16 protein-coding genes and 2 pseudogenes are annotated in these 19,455 nt (G+C 60.6%); 10 read left to right on the top strand and 8 right to left on the bottom strand.

Translation table 11 applies throughout. The annotated features are described in order from the left end of the window. Nucleotides 1–59 precede the first annotated feature (59 nt). The 5 genes and pseudogenes from EEQ99_RS01785 to EEQ99_RS01810 all read left to right on the top strand — a co-directional run bounded on the left by EEQ99_RS01785 (nucleotide 60) and on the right by EEQ99_RS01810 (nucleotide 3,306). Nucleotides 60–842 (top strand): TIM barrel protein, encoded by a 783-nt coding sequence (locus EEQ99_RS01785; protein WP_127430146.1) that lies wholly within the window; start codon nucleotides 60–62, stop codon nucleotides 840–842. A gap of 32 nt (nucleotides 843–874) precedes the next feature. Continuing rightward, the gene (locus tag EEQ99_RS01790) at nucleotides 875–1,891 is read left to right on the top strand and encodes a Gfo/Idh/MocA family oxidoreductase (RefSeq protein WP_097622483.1); all 1,017 of its coding nucleotides are present in this window, start codon (nucleotides 875–877) and stop codon (nucleotides 1,889–1,891) included. Nucleotides 1,892–1,931: 40 nt separating this feature from the next. Next, a complete protein-coding gene (locus EEQ99_RS01795) occupies nucleotides 1,932–2,213 on the top strand; it encodes a MurR/RpiR family transcriptional regulator (protein ID WP_164735888.1) in 282 nt (93 codons plus the stop codon). Nucleotides 2,214–2,824: 611 nt separating this feature from the next. Then, nucleotides 2,825–2,911, top strand: a pseudogene (locus EEQ99_RS35445) (AbrB/MazE/SpoVT family DNA-binding domain-containing protein); the annotation flags it as partial. Further along, the gene (locus EEQ99_RS01810; protein ID WP_097622485.1) at nucleotides 2,908–3,306 is read left to right on the top strand and encodes a type II toxin-antitoxin system VapC family toxin; all 399 of its coding nucleotides are present in this window, start codon (nucleotides 2,908–2,910) and stop codon (nucleotides 3,304–3,306) included. The pseudogene EEQ99_RS35445 and the gene EEQ99_RS01810, both read left to right, overlap by 4 nt. Nucleotides 3,307–3,388: 82 nt before the next feature. Here the strand turns inward: EEQ99_RS01810 and EEQ99_RS01815 are convergent, their stop codons facing one another. From EEQ99_RS01815 to EEQ99_RS01835, 5 genes are all read right to left on the bottom strand, one after another. Further along, nucleotides 3,389–4,366, bottom strand: a complete 978-nt coding sequence (locus EEQ99_RS01815) for an ABC transporter ATP-binding protein (RefSeq protein ID WP_097622486.1) — start codon at nucleotides 4,364–4,366, stop codon at nucleotides 3,389–3,391. A 4-nt stretch (nucleotides 4,367–4,370) separates the two neighbouring features. Beyond that, nucleotides 4,371–5,198, bottom strand: coding sequence for a carbohydrate ABC transporter permease (locus EEQ99_RS01820; RefSeq protein WP_127429921.1), 828 nt, complete (start codon nucleotides 5,196–5,198; stop codon nucleotides 4,371–4,373). Beyond that, nucleotides 5,195–6,073 (bottom strand): carbohydrate ABC transporter permease, encoded by an 879-nt coding sequence (locus tag EEQ99_RS01825; RefSeq protein WP_097622488.1) that lies wholly within the window; start codon nucleotides 6,071–6,073, stop codon nucleotides 5,195–5,197. The genes EEQ99_RS01820 and EEQ99_RS01825 overlap by 4 nt, the downstream gene beginning before the upstream one ends. Nucleotides 6,074–6,139: 66 nt before the next feature. Next, nucleotides 6,140–7,423 (bottom strand): ABC transporter substrate-binding protein, encoded by a 1,284-nt coding sequence (locus EEQ99_RS01830; RefSeq protein ID WP_047612371.1) that lies wholly within the window; start codon nucleotides 7,421–7,423, stop codon nucleotides 6,140–6,142. Nucleotides 7,424–7,460: 37 nt separating this feature from the next. Further along, nucleotides 7,461–9,782: an alpha-L-rhamnosidase gene (locus EEQ99_RS01835; protein ID WP_127429922.1), complete on the bottom strand. Its 2,322-nt coding sequence runs from the start codon at nucleotides 9,780–9,782 to the stop codon at nucleotides 7,461–7,463. Between the two features lie 143 nt (nucleotides 9,783–9,925). Between EEQ99_RS01835 and EEQ99_RS01840 the strand changes: the two genes are divergently transcribed. Continuing rightward, nucleotides 9,926–10,987 carry a LacI family DNA-binding transcriptional regulator gene (locus EEQ99_RS01840; RefSeq protein WP_097622490.1) on the top strand — a complete coding sequence of 354 codons (1,062 nt, stop codon included), beginning with the start codon at nucleotides 9,926–9,928 and terminating at the stop codon, nucleotides 10,985–10,987. Between the two features lie 112 nt (nucleotides 10,988–11,099). Here EEQ99_RS01840 and EEQ99_RS01845 read toward each other — a convergent pair whose 3' ends face one another. After that, on the bottom strand, nucleotides 11,100–12,011 hold the full coding sequence (locus tag EEQ99_RS01845) for a dihydrodipicolinate synthase family protein (protein ID WP_097622491.1): 912 nt from the start codon (nucleotides 12,009–12,011) through the stop codon (nucleotides 11,100–11,102). 148 nt (nucleotides 12,012–12,159) lie between these two features. Between EEQ99_RS01845 and EEQ99_RS01850 the strand changes: the two genes are divergently transcribed. Both EEQ99_RS01850 and EEQ99_RS01855 read left to right on the top strand, forming a co-directional pair. Then, nucleotides 12,160–12,864, top strand: a complete 705-nt coding sequence (locus EEQ99_RS01850; protein ID WP_127429923.1) for a GntR family transcriptional regulator — start codon at nucleotides 12,160–12,162, stop codon at nucleotides 12,862–12,864. Between the two features lie 117 nt (nucleotides 12,865–12,981). Next, the gene (locus EEQ99_RS01855) at nucleotides 12,982–13,722 is read left to right on the top strand and encodes a DUF4231 domain-containing protein (protein WP_063475873.1); all 741 of its coding nucleotides are present in this window, start codon (nucleotides 12,982–12,984) and stop codon (nucleotides 13,720–13,722) included. A gap of 87 nt (nucleotides 13,723–13,809) precedes the next feature. On the opposite strand, the pseudogene EEQ99_RS01860 reads toward EEQ99_RS01855, so the two are convergent. Both EEQ99_RS01860 and EEQ99_RS01865 read right to left on the bottom strand, forming a co-directional pair. Then, nucleotides 13,810–15,146, bottom strand: a pseudogene (locus EEQ99_RS01860) (alpha-L-fucosidase). Between the two features lie 89 nt (nucleotides 15,147–15,235). After that, nucleotides 15,236–16,243, bottom strand: a complete 1,008-nt coding sequence (locus EEQ99_RS01865; protein ID WP_080759860.1) for a LacI family DNA-binding transcriptional regulator — start codon at nucleotides 16,241–16,243, stop codon at nucleotides 15,236–15,238. A gap of 192 nt (nucleotides 16,244–16,435) precedes the next feature. Between EEQ99_RS01865 and EEQ99_RS01870 the strand changes: the two genes are divergently transcribed. Beyond that, complete coding sequence (locus EEQ99_RS01870) at nucleotides 16,436–18,361, top strand: ABC transporter substrate-binding protein (protein WP_127429924.1); 1,926 nt, start codon at nucleotides 16,436–16,438, stop codon at nucleotides 18,359–18,361. A 101-nt stretch (nucleotides 18,362–18,462) separates the two neighbouring features. Beyond that, nucleotides 18,463–19,449: an ABC transporter permease gene (locus EEQ99_RS01875; RefSeq protein WP_097622494.1), complete on the top strand. Its 987-nt coding sequence runs from the start codon at nucleotides 18,463–18,465 to the stop codon at nucleotides 19,447–19,449. Nucleotides 19,450–19,455 lie beyond the last annotated feature (6 nt).

The following is a 19,455-nucleotide window of genomic DNA, read 5'->3' on the forward strand; positions in this document are numbered from 1 at the left end:
TCGGCTCGATCCAGAAACAAGCCAAGAGGAGTCCGGCGACGACCGGACCAGGTAATGACATGACTTCTTCGTTCCCGCTCGCAGCCTGCGCCGAGATGATCTGGCGCGACAAGCCGATCGAATGGCGCGCCTCCCGTCTCAAAGAACTCGGTTTCGGTGTGGGTCTCTGGAACTGGCCAGAGCACGACATCGGCAAGCTCGAAGCGACCGGAGCGACGTTCACGATCATGAATGGCTATCTGACGGGCCGGCTCACCGATGACGATGGTGCCGCCGAGCTGCTCAAGACGGCCCGCGAGACCGCACAGGTCGGCAAGTGCCTCGGCGTTCAACGCCTGAACCTTCACGGCACCGGACTTGGCGACCGCGGCCTCCCGGTTCAGCCGATCGAGATCGTGACAGGAGCCATGTGGCTCAAGGCCCGCGACACCTTATCCCGCATCGTCGACCTCGCCGAAGAGGAAGGCGTGACATTTACGCTCGAGAACCTGAACCTCCCTGTCGACCATCCAGGGGTCCCGTTCGGCCGCGCCGAGGACACGCTGGCGCTGGTCTCCAGCATTGATCATCCGCGCCTGAGGCTCAATCTCGACCTTTATCACGCGCAGATCGGCGAAGGGAACCTGATCGAGCTGTGCCGCAAATCTCTACCTTGGATCGGCGAAATTCAGGTCGCCGACGTTCCCGGCCGATTTGAACCGGGCACAGGCGAGGTCAACTGGAGTGGCATCGCCAAGGCGCTGGCCGCCATGGGCTATTCCGGTCCGATCGGCATGGAGGCCTGGGCATCCGGAGACTCCGACGTCGCTCTCGAAGCCTTCCGCAAAGCCTTCACTCTCTGACAGTTCAAGTCTCCCAAAACAGGAACAAGACAATGCCTAAGAAACCCGTCAACATCGGCCTCATCGGAGCCGGCCGCATCGGCTCCTTCCATGGCGAGACCGTCGCCCGTCGTCTGGTCGATGCCGAACTCGTCGCCATTGCCGACCCGGCTCCCGGTGCCGCCGCAAACCTAGCCGCCAAGCTTGACGTCGACGCCTCCTATACTGATGTCGCCGAGCTGCTCGCCCATCCAGGCCTCGACGCCGTGATCATCGCCACGCCCGCCCGCTTCCACACCAATGTCGTCGTTCAGGCGGCGGAGGCCGGAAAGGCCGTGTTTTGCGAGAAGCCGATGGCTCTTACCCTCGAAGACGCCGAGCGTGCCGTTGCCGCCGCCAAGTCGGCTGGCGTCCCTCTCCAGGTCGGCTTCAATCGACGCTGGGATCAGGCTTTCGCCGAAGGCCGGGCAGCAATCGACGCCGGGAAGGTCGGTACTCCCCAGCTCATCCGCTCGCTTACCCGTGATCCCGGCCCGTTCGGTGCCGATCCGGACCGCATTCCCCTCTGGACCATCTTCTACGAGACCCTGATCCACGACTTCGACACGCTGCTGTGGCTGAACCCCGGTGCGAAGGTCACCGAGGTCTACGCCGTTGGCGACGCGTTGGTCCGCCCGGACGCCAAGGACGAAGGATTTCTCGATACCGCCGTCGTCACCATCCGGTTCGACAACGGCTCCGTGGCCGTGGCGGAAGCCAACTTCTGCGCCATGTATGGCTATGACATCCGCGGCGAGGTGTTCGGCTCAGGCGGCATGATCACCATGGGAGACGTCCGCCGCTCCAGCATGACCATGTTCGATAAGGACGGCGTGTCCAACGACACATGGCGTCGCGACACCGACCACTTCATCCACGGCTATACCGCCCAACTCGCCTCGTTCGCGAAGACGGTTCGCGAAGGCAAGCTCTCCGGAGGTGCGACGGGGCACGACGCCCGCCAGGCGCTGGCGATCGCGCTCGCTTGCATCGAGTCGGTCCAGAAGAACGCCCCCGTGCCCGTGAAGTGATGTCAACGAACTCGGCCGCGATCAATCCGGAGCTATGGACATGATTGACATAGAGCGATCGGCGCGGCCGACGACAATCAAGGACCTCAAAGGTCTGGTAGTATCCCGGACAGTGGTCCTGCCGGATCAACTTAAAAAGGTTGCACAGTTCGCGTTCGAGCGTCCCGAGGAAATGGCCTTCGGCACCATCAAGTCGATCTCCGTCTCGTGTGGGGTCGCACCGCAGACGGTTCTGCGCCTTGCACATGCGTTCGGTTTCAATTGCTTCCGAGACTTCAAGGCACTATTCCGAGCACATCTTCGGAATATCGCAATAGACTGAGGTAGTGTGTTGGCATTCATCGAGCTATTGCCGCGTGCGCGGAAGGAGCTCCAGCCATCACCGCCGAGAATGGATGTGTAAGACGGGAATGTCGCTCAGGTCGGCTCGAACACGAGAGATCGTCTCGGGCGCGCGGGCGACGACACCCGCCAGTTCCACGCCCTTGCCGCTTGGATGAACGGAGCATGGAAATGCTGCCCTCGGGTTCCATAGCCGACGAGTCCTAAGCGCATCGTCTCAAACTTCCAGCGCCGCGCAATCGTTGCTCGTCAAATCGCCTGCGGTGCGTAGTCGCTCGGCTCCGTCGGAGCGACGGCTTGGAGAAGGTTGACGGAACGAACCAGACCTTCCGTGCTCGACAGTTATGACGTCCTCGTGCGCGATCGACAGCCAGCCGTAATCGTTCATGCTGAGACGGTAGCAGAACTCGCGCTAGCAGCTCTCGCCGTGGCCGTAGCAGAGCTTGATGTAGCTCCACGAGGGAGCGGCGATGTTCACGATCGAGCCGCTCTGCAACCGGCTCGTCGTCGCCTGGACAGATGCGTTGAGAAACGTGTCCTTGGCATGAAAGTGATAAACGGCCTCGCCGAGGGCGTCGATCGCGGCAAGAGGGCCGGCGTGCTGGCAAGCCGAAAAAGCCGTTGACCAACGAAGAGATAAACGAAATCGCAGCTTCAGGCTGGGCCGGCGAGGAATGAAAGTTTCAGTGGATACCAACATTCTTGTTCGGGCCGTCCTGCAGGACGATGCCGAGCAGGGAAAGTCAGCGGCAAAACTCCTCAAGGAAGCATCGCTGATTGCGGTTTCGCTGTCGAGCCTATGCGAGCTGGCTTGGATACTGCATCGAGGCGCCAAGCTATCGAAGGAAGATGTTGCCCAGACGGTTCACGACCTGCTCAACGCGGGCAATGTGGCAATGAACCGCCCTGCGGTCGAAGCAGGACTGGAGATGTTGGAAGCGGGTGGCGATTTCGCAGATGGCGTGATTGCCCATGAAGGAGCATGGCTTGGCGGCGAGACCGTCGTGTCTTTCGACAAGCAGGCCGTCGAACTGCTAGTCCGCCAAGGCCAACCCGCGCGACTTCTCGCCTGACACTCCACAGACTTTTCAGCGAGATGTTGGCCGGCGCTTTTCGTCTGACACTCAATTGGATCGATGCCAAGCGGCGCGCGCCTCAGAACCGATGCTCCGCTCCCTCGACCGGATTTGCCCAGACCGTCATACCGGGCGCAAACGGAGTCTCGCCTTCGGCGCGAACGACCATCTCGCCGAGTTCGGGGACCTCGAGGTAGAGGATCGCGTCGGCACCAAGCCGCTCCAGATGCCGGATCCTGCCCTGCCATTGTCCGGCGCCTTGCGAAAGCCTGATATGTTCGGGGCGGATGCCGTAGGTCGTGCAGTTCAATCGCCGTGCCGTCTCGCCGCCGTACAGGTTCATCTTCGGGCTGCCGATGAAGCCGGCGACGAAGGGTGTCGTGGGGTTACGGTAGAGCTCCATCGGACTGCCGATCTGCTCGACCACCCCGCCATTCAGGACGACGATCTTGTCTGCCATCGTCATCGCTTCGACCTGGTCGTGGGTGACATAGATCATCGTCGATTTCAGCCGGGCGTGCAGATCTGATATTTCAAGGCGCATCTGGGCTCGGAGCGAAGCGTCGAGATTGGAGAGCGGCTCGTCGAACAGGAAGACCTTGGGATCGCGGATGATCGCCCGGCCGATGGCAACGCGCTGCCTCTGGCCGCCGGAGAGGGCTTTCGGTTTTCTCTCCAAGAGCTGGGTGAGCTGCAGCGTTTCCGCCGTCGCCGCGACCTTGGCGGCGATTTCCGCCTTCGGACGGTGGGCGAGCGAAAGGCCGAAGCCGATATTTTCGGCGACGGTCATATGCGGGTAGAGCGCGTAGCTCTGGAACACCATGGCAATGCCGCGTTCGGAGGGCTCGGCATAGGTCACGTCCTTGCCGCCGATGGTCAACGTGCCTGAGGTCGTGTCTTCCAGGCCGGCGATGATGCGCAGCAGCGTCGACTTCCCGCATCCTGACGGACCGACGAACACCACGAACTCGCCGGAGGCAACCTCGAGATCAACCCCTTTGATGACTTCGAGGGCGCCAAAGCTCTTGCGAACCTGTTTCAGAGTGAGCTCAGCCATTTTGCTACCCCTTTACGCCGCCGGCCGTCATACCCGCGACGATCTGCCGGTTGAAGAAGATGAAGACGATCAGCGGCGGGATCGTCACGAGGAGGATGTTCATGAAGAGCAGATTGTACTGGCTCGTATACATGCTCTGGAAATTATAGAGCGTCAGCTGCACCGTGACGTTCTCCTCGCCGGGAAGGTAGTAGAGCGGATTGGTGAAATCGTTGAAGATCGCGATTGACTGCACGACGACATTGGTCACGGTCACCGGTTTCAGAAGCGGCAGGACCACTCTGAAAAAAATCTGCCGGGGTTTGGCGCCGTCGATCAGCGCCGCCTCATCGAGATCGCGCGGTATGGTCGAGATGAATGACCGATAAAGCAATACTGAAAACGAGAGATTATAGGCGACCTGGATCAGGATCATCCCGGTCATGGTCTTGAACAGGCCGATATCCTGCAACAGGCCGATGGTGGGCACCACGGCCGGCGGCATCATCAGGCCCATGAAGAGGGCAATAGAGGCCACCCTGTTCCAGACGGTCTTGCGGCGCTGCATGACATATCCGACCATCGCCGACAGCAGGATCAGGATGGTGACCGAGACGACCGTGATCAGGGTGGAGTTGAAATAGGCAAGCGCAAGCTGATAGTCGCGAGCCTTGAAGACGGCCACCAGATTATCCCAGAACAGCCAATGCTCGGGCAATTCGAAATCGAGCCGGGACGCTTCGGATTTCGATTTGACCGCCTGGAGAGCGACGAAGGCGAACGGCATGACGAAAATCACGGTAGCCACCGCAAGGGCTATCGCGCCGGTCACATAAGGGCGGACGTTTCTCATTCCCCGACCTCGCGCCGGTTGAACCACAGGGTGAAGGGCAGGATGATTGCAGCGATCAGCGCAAACAGGATGACGTTTCCGGCCGTCGACAGGCCATAGAAACCCGCCTGGTATTGCTTGTAGATGACCGAGGCGATCACGTCGGAGGAGAAACCGGGCCCGCCGCGGGTCATGGCCCAGATCAGATCGAAGGAACGGAGCCCGCCGATCAGCGACAATGTCACCACGATGACGGTGGCCGGACGCACGAGCGGCAGAGTGATCCGGGAAAATTGCTGGAGACGCGTGGCGCCGTCAATTCTCGCCGCCTCGTAATAATCGGGGCTGATTGCGGCAAGACCGGCGATGAAGATCAGGGTGGCGAGGCCGACACCCTTCCAGACATCGACCAGAGCCACCGAAAAAAGCGCGAGCGCCGGATTGGTGAGCCATCCAGGTCCCGGAATGCCGAGCGTCTCGAGCGTGACATTGATGATGCCCTTGGTCGGATGCATCATCACCGTGAAGGTGATGCCAATGCCGATCGTCGAGACCAGGACGGGGAAGAAGACCAGCGTGCGCAGAAAACCGCGGGCGAAGATATTGCTGGTGAGCAGCACGGCCAGCAGCAGTCCGCAGACCGTCTTCAGGCCGGAGGTCGTCACGGCGTAGATCAGCGTGTTGACGAGCCCTTTGACCAGAAACGGTTCGGAAAAGAATTGCCGAAAGTTTTCAAGCCCGATGAATTCGGCCGTCGAAAGATCCCAGCGCGTCAGGCTGAACCAGAGAGACGATATCGTCGGAAACAGAAACAGCACGCCGTAGATGACGGCGGCGGGAATGAAAAACCAGAGCGGGTAGGGCGATTTGCGCGAGCGGCGGCGTGTCTCGGTCATCTCAATCTCTTCGATCGGGTGGAGCCTCGCTCCGTCAGGAGCGAGGATAACTGGCCCGAAAGACCGCTACCAGTTGGGCAGGCCGAGCTGCTTGGCCTGCTTGCGGACATCGTCGTCGTAGAGTTTCGCTGCCTCGGCGGGCTGGCGAATGCCGGAGCCGACCTCGACGGTGATCTGCTCGAGAGCCGGTCCCTTGATCGGCGAAACGAATTCCAGCGCTGGCGTCGTCTTGTCCTTGGCCTCGAAATAGGGGAGCATGTCCTTGATCGCAGGCGGTACGCTAGCTGGCAGGTCGCAGCCGTCGATCAGGGAAGGCCCCTGAACGGCGTTGGTTTCCACCATGATCTTGCAGGCCTCGACGCTTCCCGCGAAATCGACGAATTTCCGTGCTTCCTCGGCGTGCTGGCTGGTCACCGGAATGTAAAGGGCTGGCGGCATCCAGACCGTCAAGCCGTTGGTCGCAGCGTCGTCGCTCGGCTGCGCGAAAAAGCCGACATCGTTGAGGTTGTCCGGATAATTCTGTTTGAGGGCGCCGACCGCGAAGCTCAGCATCGGATAATGCGCCGCCTCGCCGGTTGCGACCATTCTCAGGCCATCGTCGTAGCTTGCCGCGCCAAAATCTTCGTTCATCAGACCGGCGTCGTGAACGTCCTTCAGACGTTCGAAGCCCTTCAGGGCCGCAGGCGTCTCGGCGTATTTTGCCTTGTTGGCGGTATAGTCTGCGGCGAAGTTCGGCACGGCCGCATGCAGGTTGTAATAGTCAGCCAGAACGAACAGCTGCGAGGTCCAGGTGTCGCGATAGGTCTGCGCCACGGCGACCTTTCCGGCAGCTTTGACCTTCGCGTTGTTCGCCATGAAGTCGGCCCATGTCTTCGGGACGGAGAGGCCGAGGTCCTGGTAGATTTTCCTGTTGTAGAGGATCCCGCCTGCCATCGCCGTGCCGAAGGGAACGCCATAGAGCTTGCCATCGGCACGCACGACCGCTTTGAAACTTTCGTCGACCTTCGCTTGCGACGACAGGCCGCTCAGATCGACAAGCGTCTGCGTCGGTTTCAGCGCCTGTAAGAGCGAACCGGAATTGTAGAGAAACACATCGGACATCTCGCCGGTCGCCAGCCGCGTCTTGATGATGTTGTCGCCTTCGCCGCCACCGGCCCGCGGCTCGATTTCGATCGTCACGTCGGGTGCCTTTGCCTGATAGGCGGCAACCAGTGCCTCGGCCGCCGCGACTGTGTCCGGGTTATTGTCGATCAGGAATGACAGCGTGACTTCCGCATGCGACGGACCGGCCGCGACCAATGCCAAAAGCGCGGACGTGCCGGCAAGAATGAGCTTTATCCGATGTGTCATGACGTTCCTCCTCTGAACGGTGTGACGTGTATGCTCCTCAAGATTCGGGTAGGGAAAAGACCAGTCTGTGTGTTCCGGCGGGAAGAACGGCTTCCTCGGCCACAGGCGCTCCATTGAGCGACGGGTTTTGATGTCGCTTTCCGGGCCGGAAACGACCGATGCAGCCTTCCGGAAGCGTCAGCACATAGGTGACTTCGTTGCCGTTGCGCTGCCAGCCAACCTCGATGCGCCCTTGGCTCACGTCATGATGGGCTGAAACCGGCGAAAGGGACGGAATCGGTGCGGGATCGACGATCACCTCGGCGAATCCCGGTGCGCGCGGGCTCGGCGAAATCCCGGCGACGCTTTCGAACAGCCATTGGCAGACGGCGCCATAGGCATAGTGGTTGTAGCTGTTCATGTCGGGTTCGTAGATGGTGCCGTCGGGCGCCATGGAATCCCAGCGCTCCCAGATCGTCGTCGCTCCCTTCGAGACCTGATAGAGCCAGCCCGGTACATCTTCCTGCAGGAAGACCTTTTCGGCCAGATCGTCCATCCCAAGCTTCGTCAGCGCCGGCAGCAGGGCAGGCGTGCCGATGAAGCCGGTGCCGATCTTGTAGTCGGCATCGATGATCACCTGCCGGAAATGCTGCTGCGCGGCTTGCTTGTGCTCGGCCGGTATCAACTCGTGGAGGAAGGCGAGCGCATAGGACGTCTGGTCGTTATGCGCGAGCCGTCCCGATGGCGTGATGAATTCGTTGGTGAATGCCCGCCGGATCTCGTCGGCGCGGCTTTTCATTCGCTCTTCAAGCGCATGCTCGCCGAGCGTGGCTGCGATCCTTGCCAGAAGGTCGGTCGAGATGAAGTGGTAGAGCGTCGCCGCGCAATCGTCGGCGATCGTCGGGCGAGGCTTCCGGTTGTCGCCGACCGGCTGCAGCCAGTCGCCGAAGGTGAAGCCGCGGGCACCCCAATGCGACGGCGGGCGCACCAGCGGACCATCCGAGATCGACCAGACGAAATCGACCCAACGCACCATCGAATCCAGGCATTCCGCCAGGACCGCCCGGTCGCCGTAATGGGTATAGAGTACCCAGGGGATGACGACAATCGCGTCGCCCCAGCCGGTCGAGCCGGCATAGCCCGGGAAGTTGGCCGGATGCAGACGTGTCGGATCCGGCGAAAAATGCGAGACGGCGCCGTCCTCGCGCTGGTCGGCCATCACGTCGCGCAGATATTTCCTCAGGAAGGATTGGCTGTCGCTCAGCCAGCAAGCGGTTGCGGCAAATACCTGGGCGTCGCCCGTCCAGCCCAAACGTTCGTCGCGTTGCGGGCAATCGGTGGGTACTTCGACGAAATTGGCGCGCTGCGACCAGATGGTATTCTCGACGAGGCGATTGACCAGCGCATTGCCCGAGGTGAAACCGCCGGCCGGATCGGGGACCGACGAGATCGGGACGGATGCGATCGACAGGATCTTTGCGTCGCCTGTGATGGTCACTCGCGCATAACGGAAACCATGGAAGGTGAAATGCGGCGCGTAGGTTTCGTCGCCGTCGCCACGCAGCGTGTAGACGGTATGGGCGGCCGCCGTGCGATAGTTGCGATTATCGAAATGACGGCCGGGGCCGAGAACCTCCGAATGCTCCACCCGAATTTCGGCACCGGCGGTTCCGCGGACCGTATATCTGGCATAGCCGCCGACATTCTGGCCGAAATCGTAGACGGTCCTGCCGTTATCGTCGGTCCAGCTGTCAACCGGGGTGAGTGGCCGCAACTCGCGCACTGCAGCCGTTTCATGCGCGACAAGCAGCGCCCTGTCGAAGTCCAGCTTCTCGGTGCCATGGGTCTCGGCGTAATTTTCCTGGCGGGCATCATAGATTTCGCCGAAGTAGATCCCGGACTTCAGGATCGGCAGAAGACCGCTTCGCCATGTAGTGTCGGTGGAAAGAAGGTTGCCATCCGGTCCGAGCAGATCGGCGATGGCGCCGATCCTGTTGCCCCAGCAATTCGGGATCGCCTGGGCGCCCCACATCAAAGGCGACCGATACCATCCGTCGGCAAGCCAGATTTCGATGCGGTTCTGGCCCGGCTTGAGCAGATCCGAGACATCATATCGCTGATAGGCAAGGCGATCGTCGTAGTTGGTCCAGCCGGGTGTCAACAGGTCGTCGCCGACGCGAACGCCGTTGATGAAGCAGCGGTAGAGGCCAAGTGCGGAGATAAAGAGCTCGACGGGAAGCTTGGCGCCATCATGTTCAAAAGTCTTGGAGACGAAGCTTGCGGCCGTTCCCTGACCGCTATCCGATAGTGGCGCGATCATATCCCCGGACCAGGCACGCAAAACGAGGTTGCCGCTGATGGCTGCCGGCTGAAAGTTCATCAAGTCCTCCCGACGAGTTGTAGAACGTTCTCCATATAACGTTCTACATTTTCTTCGGAAGCGCAATAGAATTTTCGTTGCCAGTCTGTCATGGTGGTTCTGCGGGCGATGTTGGCGGCCCGCAGCCGCAAGTCAGAGATTTCATGTCAGTCGAAGAAAAACAAAAGCCGCAACGAAACGATCGCGTGACGATCCGGACCGTAGCAGCTCATGCAGGCGTATCGGTCGCAGCGGTTTCCAAGGTGATGCGAAATGCTTACGGCGTCAGTGACGCACTGCGCGCAAGGGTGATGGATGCCATCGAGGCCCTCGCATATCGCCCCTCGCGGGCGGCGCGCGGGCTGCGCGGCCGGAGTTTCACCATCGGTGTGCTCCTGATCGACATCCGCAATCCCTTTCTTCCGGAGGTGATTGCCGGCGTCAACGGGGTGCTGGCGCCCTCGCACTATCAGGCGATGATCGGCGTCAGCGATGCGCGCGTGCAACTGGAAACGTCGTTGATCGAGTCGATGATCGACTACAAGATGGATGGCCTTATCCTGGTTGCGCCGCGTTTGCCCTCGGAGATCCTGGCAAAATTCGCAGTCCAGATACCGATCGTCGCGGTCGGTTACCACGATGCCAACGCCACGGCTTTCGATACCATCAATGCAGACGATCAGCGCGGTGCGGAGATCGCCGTGGAAGCGCTTCTGGCCTGCGGCTATCGCGATATCGAAATGCTCAGCCTTGGCGAGCGCCAGGGGCACGCGGTCTCCGTGGTCCGCCAGCGTGAGATCGGGTTCCGCCGGGCCATGCAGCGTGGCGGGCTCGGCTCCTCGCCAGCGATCGGCAAAATTCCCATTGCTTCGCCAAAGCGGGAAGAGGCGATGCGAAAATTCCTATCGCGGAAAGACAGGCCGCGCGCCGTGTTCTGCTGGAGCGATCTCGACGCGATCACCCTTTTGAGCCTAGCGATGGAAATGGGTGTGCGCGTGCCCGAAGATCTCGCCGTCATCGGATACGACAACTCGTCCACGGCAGCCCTCGGTCTCGTCAATCTCGCAAGCATCGACCAGTCGGGCAGGGAACTCGGTCAGATCGCAACGCGAACCCTCATTTCCAGAATAGAAGGCCGCACAGCTGCCGAGCATATTTTCCAGATACCGTCGCTCGTCAGCCGAAACAGCCTGATCCGTTCCGGAAACTCCAAGAACACGAGATAGGAACGAAAGCCAGAAGGTCTGCCGCGGCCGGGCGACAACGGGCTCTCGCCTGAAAAGTAGCGAGAATGGAAAGACCGGCAACCGCTTGTCGGCGTTTGCCGGCCCCGTTGTCTCAGGCAGCCTGGCGGATCTTCGAGGGGCGCGTGGCCGCGGCCTTCTCCACCATCGCAGTAACTTCAGCGCGGCGGGCGCCAGAAAGCGGCAGGCGCGGCAGGCGGACACGCTCGGAGCCGCGGCCCATGATCTGCTCGGCGAGTTTGATCGACTGCACGAGATCATGTTCGGCATCGAGATGCAGAAGCGGCATGAACCAGCGATAGATCTTGCGGGCCTCTTCCCAGTCGCCGCGTTCGGCGGCGGCCACCAGCTGCACGGATTCCTCCGGGAAGGCGCTGGTGAGGCCGGAGACCCAGCCCTTGGCGCCGAGCATCAGGCCTTCGAGCGCGACGTCGTCGAGGCCGGCGAAGATATCGAAACGATCGCCGAATTCATTGATGAGATCGGTGAAACGGCGCGGATCCGGGGCGCTTTCCTTGACCGCCTTGATATTCGGCACGTCGGCAAGCACCTTCAGCACATCGGCGCCGATATTGACGCGGTAGGCCGGCGGGTTGTTGTAGAGCATGATCGGCAGCGAGGTCGCCTCGGCGACGGTGCGGAAATGCGCGATCAGCTCTTCCGGCTTCGGCACATAGACCATGGCCGGCAGCAGCATCAGGCCATCGGCGCCGAGTTTTTCGGCGTCGCGGGCATAGGCGACGGCACGGCGCGTGTCGAATTCGGAGACGCCTGTCACAACGGGAACGCGGCCGTTGACGACCTCGACGGCGGCTTTCAGGATCGTGCGCTTCTCCTCGGGATCGAGCGAATTGTTCTCACCGCAGGTGCCCATCACGATCAGCCCGTTGACGCCGTCGTTCACCAGCGCGTCCTGGACGCGCTGGGTCGCAGCCAGATCCACGGAAAGATCTTCGTTGAATTGTGTCGTTACGGCGGGAAATACGCCCTTCCATCCTGTTGTCATCGATCGACCTCCTTGAATTTGATTGCGTTATATACAAACTGTCGACAAGATTCAATCCGGCGCGATCCTAAAATTTGCAGGCGGAAGACTGCCGTTGCGGGAATCGGCCGAAACGCAATACAAGGCTCTCATGACAGCGGAGGCGCGGATGCAGAACGAGGCGGATAATGTGCGGGTGCGCGGTTCCGGCACGCAGAGCGTCTATATCACGCTGCGCCGGGAAATCCTGTCGATGGCGCTGGAGCCCGGCAGTCCGCTCGATGAAGTGCGGCTGTCTGAACGGTTCGGGATGTCGAGGACTCCCATTCGCGAGGCGCTGTTGCGGCTCGCCGCCGATGGGCTGGTCACGACCCTGCCGAACAGGAACACGATCGTCGCGACGATCGATTTCGCCAGCCTGCCCACCTATTTCGAGGCGTTGACGCTGATGTACCGGGTCACGACGCGCGGCGCCGCCCAGCGGCGTAACCCCGAAGTCATGAAGGTGATCCGGTCGCATCAGAGGGACTTCGCCGATGCCGTTGCCGCGCGCGACGCCTATGCGATGATCGAGGCGAACCGCGAATTTCACGTGGCGATCGCCGAACTGGCCGGCAATTCCTATTATACGGCCTTCTTCGCCAGGCTGCTCGACGAGGGCCGGCGCATTCTTCGCTTGTATTATTCGACCTTCGACGACCGCCTGCCGCGCCAATATGTCGACGAACATGAGGAGATGATCGCCGCGATCGAGGCCGGCGACGCCGAACGGGCCGATCAGCTGGCGATCGCTCACGCCGGGCAGATCGTCCGCCAGATCCAGGATTATATCGCTCGCGATCTCGACCGGCCGGTGGCAATCAGCATATCCTGAAGCAAGCGATAGAGCCGCCGGCGATCGCCTAATCAAGTATCATTAGTAAACGTTACTTGATTTTTCGTGTGTTGCAAGTTTGACTGTGGTCAAACCTCCAACCCCGAGGATAGGGTGATGGATTTGTTCAGGAAGAGGGACGATGACCCTGCTTTGCAGCAGCAAATGCCATTGCCATCACGATATAGAAATATATTAGGGATGCTTTCTATAGCGGTTGTTGTTTTATCTGTATTCTTGATATCGCTTGGCGCTTTAATTGAGGTTTTTGAGCCGGAATTTCCTCCGAACGTCATCCTCGACCAAATTCCCTTGAGCTACATCTCCTGGTTCATGATTACCTTCGGGATAACCATCGTTGTCATCAACGTGATTTTGGCAGCAAGACGGGAGTTTGCTCGAGAGAGAGCGGAAAGGATGCTTCCATCGGATACGGTGGAGATCAAAAGGCAGGCTTTGCGTGACCTGCGGACGCATCGAAACTGGTATGCGCGATCCTCCAGGGTCAACCAGTATCTCTGGAATTTTCTCACAATGGGGATCATCGTTCTGAGCGGCCTCTCTTCGTTGTTTTCGGCCTATGGCACGGCCGTTCCCCAATGGCTTCCTATGATGAGCTCGGCGCTCGCGGCGCTTTTCGGCACGATCATCGTTCAATTCCGCATCCGAGATGCCTGGCAATTGAGAGAGCAGGGAAGGATCGAAGCCGAGATGCTCGTCGCCGAGGCTCATCTCATTGACATAACGGATGAGCTTGAGACGCTCAAACAGGCCGTCGCTCTTAGAAAGCGCGCTCATGCGCTTGAAATGAAGCAGCTCAACCAGTTCTTCGTGGAGACTACCGCAGCCAATCCCTGAGCCCGTTGTCGGCATCCGGCGGCGGGACCGGCCGAGCCATTCTCCTGAGCGGGTATATGTCCGCTCAGGCAAGCTGGTCACCACCTTCTAATCCTGGACGCCTGGGGCACTCCCTGCCTTGAGCTTGACTTCGATGACCGGGACCACGATCTGAGGCCGGCGCACCGGCAGGACGAATGTCAGTTGATCCTCGCCGACGGGGAACTGGGTGTTTGCCCATAACGTATTGGCGGACGGGCGCAGCCAGGTGACCTCGCTGCCATCATGCAGGAATGCGCATATTCGATCTTGCCCGCCAGCGCATCGAAATGCAGATGGCGATAGGGCCAGTTGAAGAGGTGGATATAGAGACGATCGCCATTCTGGGTCAGGCGGCAATCGGCCGGCGCGGTGAAGTCGGACTGGCTGCAGCCGACAATGCTGCGCTCGTGCAGCGCCATCCATTCCTCATAAGCGGCAAGGGCAGCTATCGCGCGGTGGTCGAGCGTGCCGCGCGCCGTCGGCCCGACATTCATCAGCAGATTGCCGCCCATGGCCACGGTGCCGACCAGCATCTGCACCAGTTGCTCCGTGCTTTTCCAGGTGTCCTCGTCGCGGTGATAACCCCAGGAGCCGCTGAGCGTGTGGCACGCTTCCCAGACGACGCGCTTGCCGTCGCGTAGCGGCCGGGCCCGCGGCATATATTGCTCCGGCGTGACGATATCGGGCTGCAGGCCGGCGAGATCGAGCCGGTTGTTGATGATGATATCAGGGGCGAGTTCGCGCACCAGGCGCACGAGTTTCTCGCTTTCCCAATCCTGATGGCCCTTTCCAACCAGTTCGCCGAGCTTCCACTGCGGATAGCTGAAATCGAACCACATGATGTCGATCTGGCCGAACTCGGTCAGCAACTCGCGCACCTGCTCGCGCATGAAGGCGGCATAGCGGCTGATATCCCGGCCTTCGTTGATTTTCAGCGCATCCGGATGATTGCGCTGCGGGTGGCGCGGATCGACCGTAAAGTCGGGATGATGCCAGTCGATCAGCGAATAGTAGAAGCCGATCCTCAGGCCCTCGGCGCGGAAGGCGTCGACGAAGGGGCGCAACAGATCTTTCCCATAAGGCGTGTTGGTCACCTTGAAGTCGGTGGCCTGGGTATCCCAGAGGCAGAAGCCTTCATGGTGCTTGGTGGTCAGCGCCACATATTTCATGCCGGCGGCTTTTGCGCGCCTCGCCCATTCGCGTGGGTCGTAGAGATCGGGATCGAAGTGATCGAAATATTTCTGGTAGTCGGCGTCGTTCAGTTCTTCGCGGCTCTTGACCCATTCATGGCGTGCCGGCAGCGCGTACAGCCCCCAATGCACGAACATGCCGAACCGGTCGTGAACGAACCAGGCCTTCTTCTCCTCAGGCAGGGCCAGTGACTGCAGATTGTCGATATCCATCGGATATTCCTCCCGTTCCAAACTTTAAGATTGGAGCATGATGTCGTCCGAAGACCGCTCACACGTTTCGGCATCATGCTCCGGGGCGTTCAGGTCGTTTCACGGATGATGAGCTCCGGCACGATGACGATGCCGTGCTGGCGGTTTCTGGTGGCGATGCGGCTGAGCAGCAGACGCACAGCTTCCTCCCCCATTTCCCGCTTCTGCACCCGCAAGGTGGTGAGCGCCGGAGACAGCAGTTCGGCCGTCGGAATGTCGTCGAAACCGATCAGGGCAATCTGCCCGGGGATCGAAATGCCGGCGGCCCGGCAGGCCTTCATGGCGCCGATCGCATTAAGATCGTTGTAGCAGACAAGCGCATCGATGCCGGGCGCTTCCGCCAGCAATTGCGCGGCCGCCGTCTGGCCGCCGGCGGCGGTGGGGTCGCAATAGACGATGCCTTGCGCCTTCAGCCCGTGGGCCGCCAGCGTCTTGCGAATTCCGACAAGACGGCTCTTGCCGCCAAACGAACTGCGCGGCCCGGCGATGATCGCGATCTTGCGGCGTCCGCGCTCGACCAGATGGTCGATGGCGCGCGATGCTCCTGTCTCGTAGTCGGTGACGATCGTCCCGGCGACCTCGTTGGGCGCCTCGCGGTTGATGAGTACCACGGCCCGGTGGGGCGCAAGCGCCTTATGCAAGGCGGCATCGGGCAGTCGCGGGCTGCAGACGATGATCCCGTCGACCCGATGCCTGAGCAGCGTTTCGATGAGCTCTTCCTCCCGCTTGCTGTTCTCGACGACATTGGACAGAAGCAGGTTGTAGCCGGCAGCGCTCGCGGCATCCTCGGCTCCCCGGATGACTTCGGGAAAAAACGGATTGGTGATGTCGGGAACGAGAAGGCCGATGGCCTTCGATCGATCGGACCGCAATCCGCGCGCAAAGGGATTGGGCCGGTAGTTGAGTTCGCTCGCCGCCAGAATAATCCGTTGACTGGTCTCCGCACTGGCTCCGCCCTGGTCATTGAGCACGCGCGACACCGTCATCGGCGACACTCCTGCGGCGCGGGCAACATCGGCGATGGTTATTTTGGATTCTGGCTCTTTAGGGCGGCTCAACGGGACTGTCTCTCGGAGGGGTTAGAAACTTACGATAACGATAACTAGCATAATTTCCCGGAAAGCCAAGGCAACTCCGGCTCAATGCAAGGCAGGGAGAATCTCTTTGACAAGATTGTACGGTAACGATAACGTTCGAGAAAGAGGAGAATACGTTAACGATAACCTAGAGCGGAATATTGGGAGGAAAGAATGCAACACGTCAGAATCTTAAGACAGCAGGTTGTCTCGACCGTTGCCGCGGCGATCCTCATTGGCGCCGGCTGGGCCGGCGCCGCATTCGGCTTTGAAGAATCGCCGGAACTGAAGGCGCTGGTCGATGCCGGCAAGCTGCCGCCTGTGGAAAAACGGCTGCCCAAGGAGCCGCTGGTGCTCACGCCGCTTGAATCGGTCGGTACCTATGGCGGCACCTGGCGCACGGCCACCTTTGGCGGTGGCGACAGCGAGATCGAGCGTTCGATCGGCTATACGAGACTGGTCCGCTGGAACCCGGAATGGACCGAGGTGATCCCCGATATCGCCAAAAGCGTCGAGGTCAATGCCAATGCCACCGAATATACCTTCACCTTGCGCGAAGGCACGCGCTGGTCGGACGGCGAGCCCTTCACCGCCGACGATCTGGTGTGGTGGAACGAGAACGTGCTGCACAACACCAAGATCACGCCTGCAGCGCCCGACTGGCTGACCGCAGGCGGGGAGACCGTCAAGGTCGAAAAGCTCGCCGCCGACAAGGTCGTCTTCAAGTTTGCCGCACCGAACGGCCTGTTCCTGATGAACATGGCCACTGTGCGCGGCTCCGATATTCTGGCAGCCGCACCGGCGCACTACCTCAAGCAATTCCACAAGGATTTCAATCCCGACGGTATCGACGCCCTGGTGAAAGCAGCCGGCGCAACCGACTGGGTCCAGCTCTTCAACAACAAGATCGGCTTTCCCGGCCGCTGGCGCGATCTCGGCCGCCCGACACTCGATGCCTGGGTGCTGACCGCGCCCTATAACGGGACCACGCAGGTCGTTGCCGAACGCAATCCATATTATGCCAAGGTGGATACGGCAGGAAACCAGCTGCCTTACTTCGATCGGATCACCATCGATGTGATGCAGGATACCCAGGCAATCATCCTGAAGGCGATCAGCGGCGAAATCGACATGCAGAATCGCTTCATCGAGACGACCGACGCCCGAACCGTGATCGTGCAGAACCAGGAGAAGGGCGGCTACGGCCTGTTTATCGCCCGGCCGGCGTGGTCGAACGCCCTGCTGATCACCCTCAACCAGACGCACAAGAATCCGGCCTTGCGCGCCGTCTTCTCCAACAAGGATTTCCGCATCGGCCTCAGCTATGCCATCAACCGCGAAGAGCTCAACCAGCTGATCTATGCCGGACAGGCTAAACCCTATCAGGCAGCGCCACGTGAAGGCACCGCGCTCTACGACGAAAAGATGGCGACGCAGTATCTGGAATATAATGTCGATCTCGCCAATCAATATCTCGACAAGGCGGGCCTGACCAAACATGACGCCGAAGGCTATCGCCTCGGCCAGGACGGCAAGCGGATTACCTTTGCGATCGACGCTTTGACCGGAAGCCCGATCCAGGTGGACGCTCTCGAGATGATCCAGCGCTACTGGCGGGCCGTCGGCATTGACATGCAGCCGCGCCCGGCCGAACGTTCGCTGATTTTCTCCCGCCTGCAGAACAATGAAAACGACGGCTTGGGATGGGTTGGCGGCGGGGGCTACGATTTCCTCGGCCTGCTCGATCCCAAATGGTATTTCCCGCACGAATATGAATCGAGCTTCGCGACGGCCTGGGGCCTCTACTACCAGAACCCCAAGGATCCGAACGCTGAGGAGCCGAGCCCCGCTGCCAAGAAGCAGATGGATCTCTACCGGCAGGTACAGGAGGCGCCGACGCTCGAAAAGCAGCTGGCGGCGATGAAGGAACTGCTGGCGATCACCCGTGACGAATTCTACGTCATCGGCACCAACCTGGAGCCGGACCGCGTCGGCATCGTCAAGACCAATATGCGCAATGTCCCGAAGGTCATCCCCAGCACGTCATTCTACATGACGCCAGGACCGGCAAAGCCGGAGACCTTCTACTACCAGCAGTAACGGCACGCGACCGACAGCGATGGCGTCTCCGGGCGCCATCCCAGCAATACCAGCCCAGTCCCAATCATCCGGCGGCGATCGCCGATTGAAGGAGCTTGACCATGGCCGGCTTCATCATCAGACGTCTGCTTTATATGATCCCGATGATGTTCGCGATCTCAGTCGTGACCTTCATCATCATCCAGTTGCCGCCCGGCGACTTCCTGACCGCGATGACCGCGCGTCTGGCCTCCCAAAACGAAACGATCGATCCCGGCGTCATCGCCGGCCTGCGCGAACGCTATGGCCTCGATCAGCCCTGGGCGGTCCAATACTGGAAATGGATCAGCGGCATCCTGCTGCGCGGCGATTTCGGCCAGTCCCTCGATTGGAACAAGCCGGTTAGCGAGCTGATCTGGGCCCGCATGGGCCTGACGTTGGTGGTATCGGTCACCACGCTGCTGTTTGTCTGGGCGGTCGCCTTTCCAATCGGCATCTATTCGGCCGTGCGGCAATATTCGGCGGGCGATTACGTCGCCACCTTCTTCGGCTTTCTCGGCCTTGCCATCCCGAACTTCCTGCTGGCGCTGGTGCTGATGTATGTTTCGGCGCAATATTTCGGCCAAAGTACCGGCGGGCTGTTTTCGCCCGCCTATATCAACGCCGTCTGGAGCTGGGCCAAGCTCGGCGATCTCATTTCGCATATGTGGATCCCGGTCGTCGTTCTCGGCACTGGCGCCACCGCAGCGCTGATCCGCATCATGCGCGCCAACCTGCTCGACGAGCTCAACAAGCCTTATGTCGACATGGCCCGGGCCCGCGGCCTGAGTGAAATCCGGCTGCTGTTGAAATATCCGGTGCGGGTGGCGCTCAACCCGTTCGTCTCGACCGTCGGCTGGGTGCTGCCGCACCTCGTCTCCGGCTCGGTGGTGGTCTCCATCGTTCTCAGCCTGCCGATCACCGGGCCGCTGCTGCTCAACGCCCTGTTTGCCCAGGACATGTATCTGGCCGGCACCTTCATCCTGCTGATGAGCATGCTGACGCTGATCGGCACGCTGATCTCGGACCTGCTGCTTGCCTGGCTCGATCCACGCATTCGCAACGGCTGAAGGACG

Source organism: Rhizobium anhuiense (genome assembly GCF_003985145.1).
Taxonomy (GTDB): Bacteria; Pseudomonadota; Alphaproteobacteria; order Rhizobiales; family Rhizobiaceae; genus Rhizobium; species Rhizobium anhuiense.

What these genes read in the sequence shown, in the direction of transcription:
- EEQ99_RS01815 (WP_097622486.1), bottom strand. Translation starts at nt 4,366, where the DNA reads ATGGCTGAGCTCACTCTGAAACAGGTTCGCAAGAGCTTTGGCGCCCTC.
- EEQ99_RS01835 (WP_127429922.1), bottom strand. Translation starts at nt 9,782, where the DNA reads ATGAACTTTCAGCCGGCAGCCATCAGCGGCAACCTCGTTTTGCGTGCC.
- EEQ99_RS01810 (WP_097622485.1), top strand. Translation starts at nt 2,908, where the DNA reads ATGAAAGTTTCAGTGGATACCAACATTCTTGTTCGGGCCGTCCTGCAG.
- EEQ99_RS01820 (WP_127429921.1), bottom strand. Translation starts at nt 5,198, where the DNA reads ATGAGAAACGTCCGCCCTTATGTGACCGGCGCGATAGCCCTTGCGGTG.
- EEQ99_RS01875 (WP_097622494.1), top strand. Translation starts at nt 18,463, where the DNA reads ATGGCCGGCTTCATCATCAGACGTCTGCTTTATATGATCCCGATGATG.
- EEQ99_RS01830 (WP_047612371.1), bottom strand. Translation starts at nt 7,423, where the DNA reads ATGACACATCGGATAAAGCTCATTCTTGCCGGCACGTCCGCGCTTTTG.
- EEQ99_RS01845 (WP_097622491.1), bottom strand. Translation starts at nt 12,011, where the DNA reads ATGACAACAGGATGGAAGGGCGTATTTCCCGCCGTAACGACACAATTC.
- EEQ99_RS01795 (WP_164735888.1), top strand. Translation starts at nt 1,932, where the DNA reads ATGATTGACATAGAGCGATCGGCGCGGCCGACGACAATCAAGGACCTC.
- EEQ99_RS01790 (WP_097622483.1), top strand. Translation starts at nt 875, where the DNA reads ATGCCTAAGAAACCCGTCAACATCGGCCTCATCGGAGCCGGCCGCATC.
- EEQ99_RS01840 (WP_097622490.1), top strand. Translation starts at nt 9,926, where the DNA reads ATGTCAGTCGAAGAAAAACAAAAGCCGCAACGAAACGATCGCGTGACG.
- EEQ99_RS01870 (WP_127429924.1), top strand. Translation starts at nt 16,436, where the DNA reads ATGCAACACGTCAGAATCTTAAGACAGCAGGTTGTCTCGACCGTTGCC.
- EEQ99_RS01850 (WP_127429923.1), top strand. Translation starts at nt 12,160, where the DNA reads ATGCAGAACGAGGCGGATAATGTGCGGGTGCGCGGTTCCGGCACGCAG.
- EEQ99_RS01855 (WP_063475873.1), top strand. Translation starts at nt 12,982, where the DNA reads ATGGATTTGTTCAGGAAGAGGGACGATGACCCTGCTTTGCAGCAGCAA.
- EEQ99_RS01825 (WP_097622488.1), bottom strand. Translation starts at nt 6,073, where the DNA reads ATGACCGAGACACGCCGCCGCTCGCGCAAATCGCCCTACCCGCTCTGG.
- EEQ99_RS01785 (WP_127430146.1), top strand. Translation starts at nt 60, where the DNA reads ATGACTTCTTCGTTCCCGCTCGCAGCCTGCGCCGAGATGATCTGGCGC.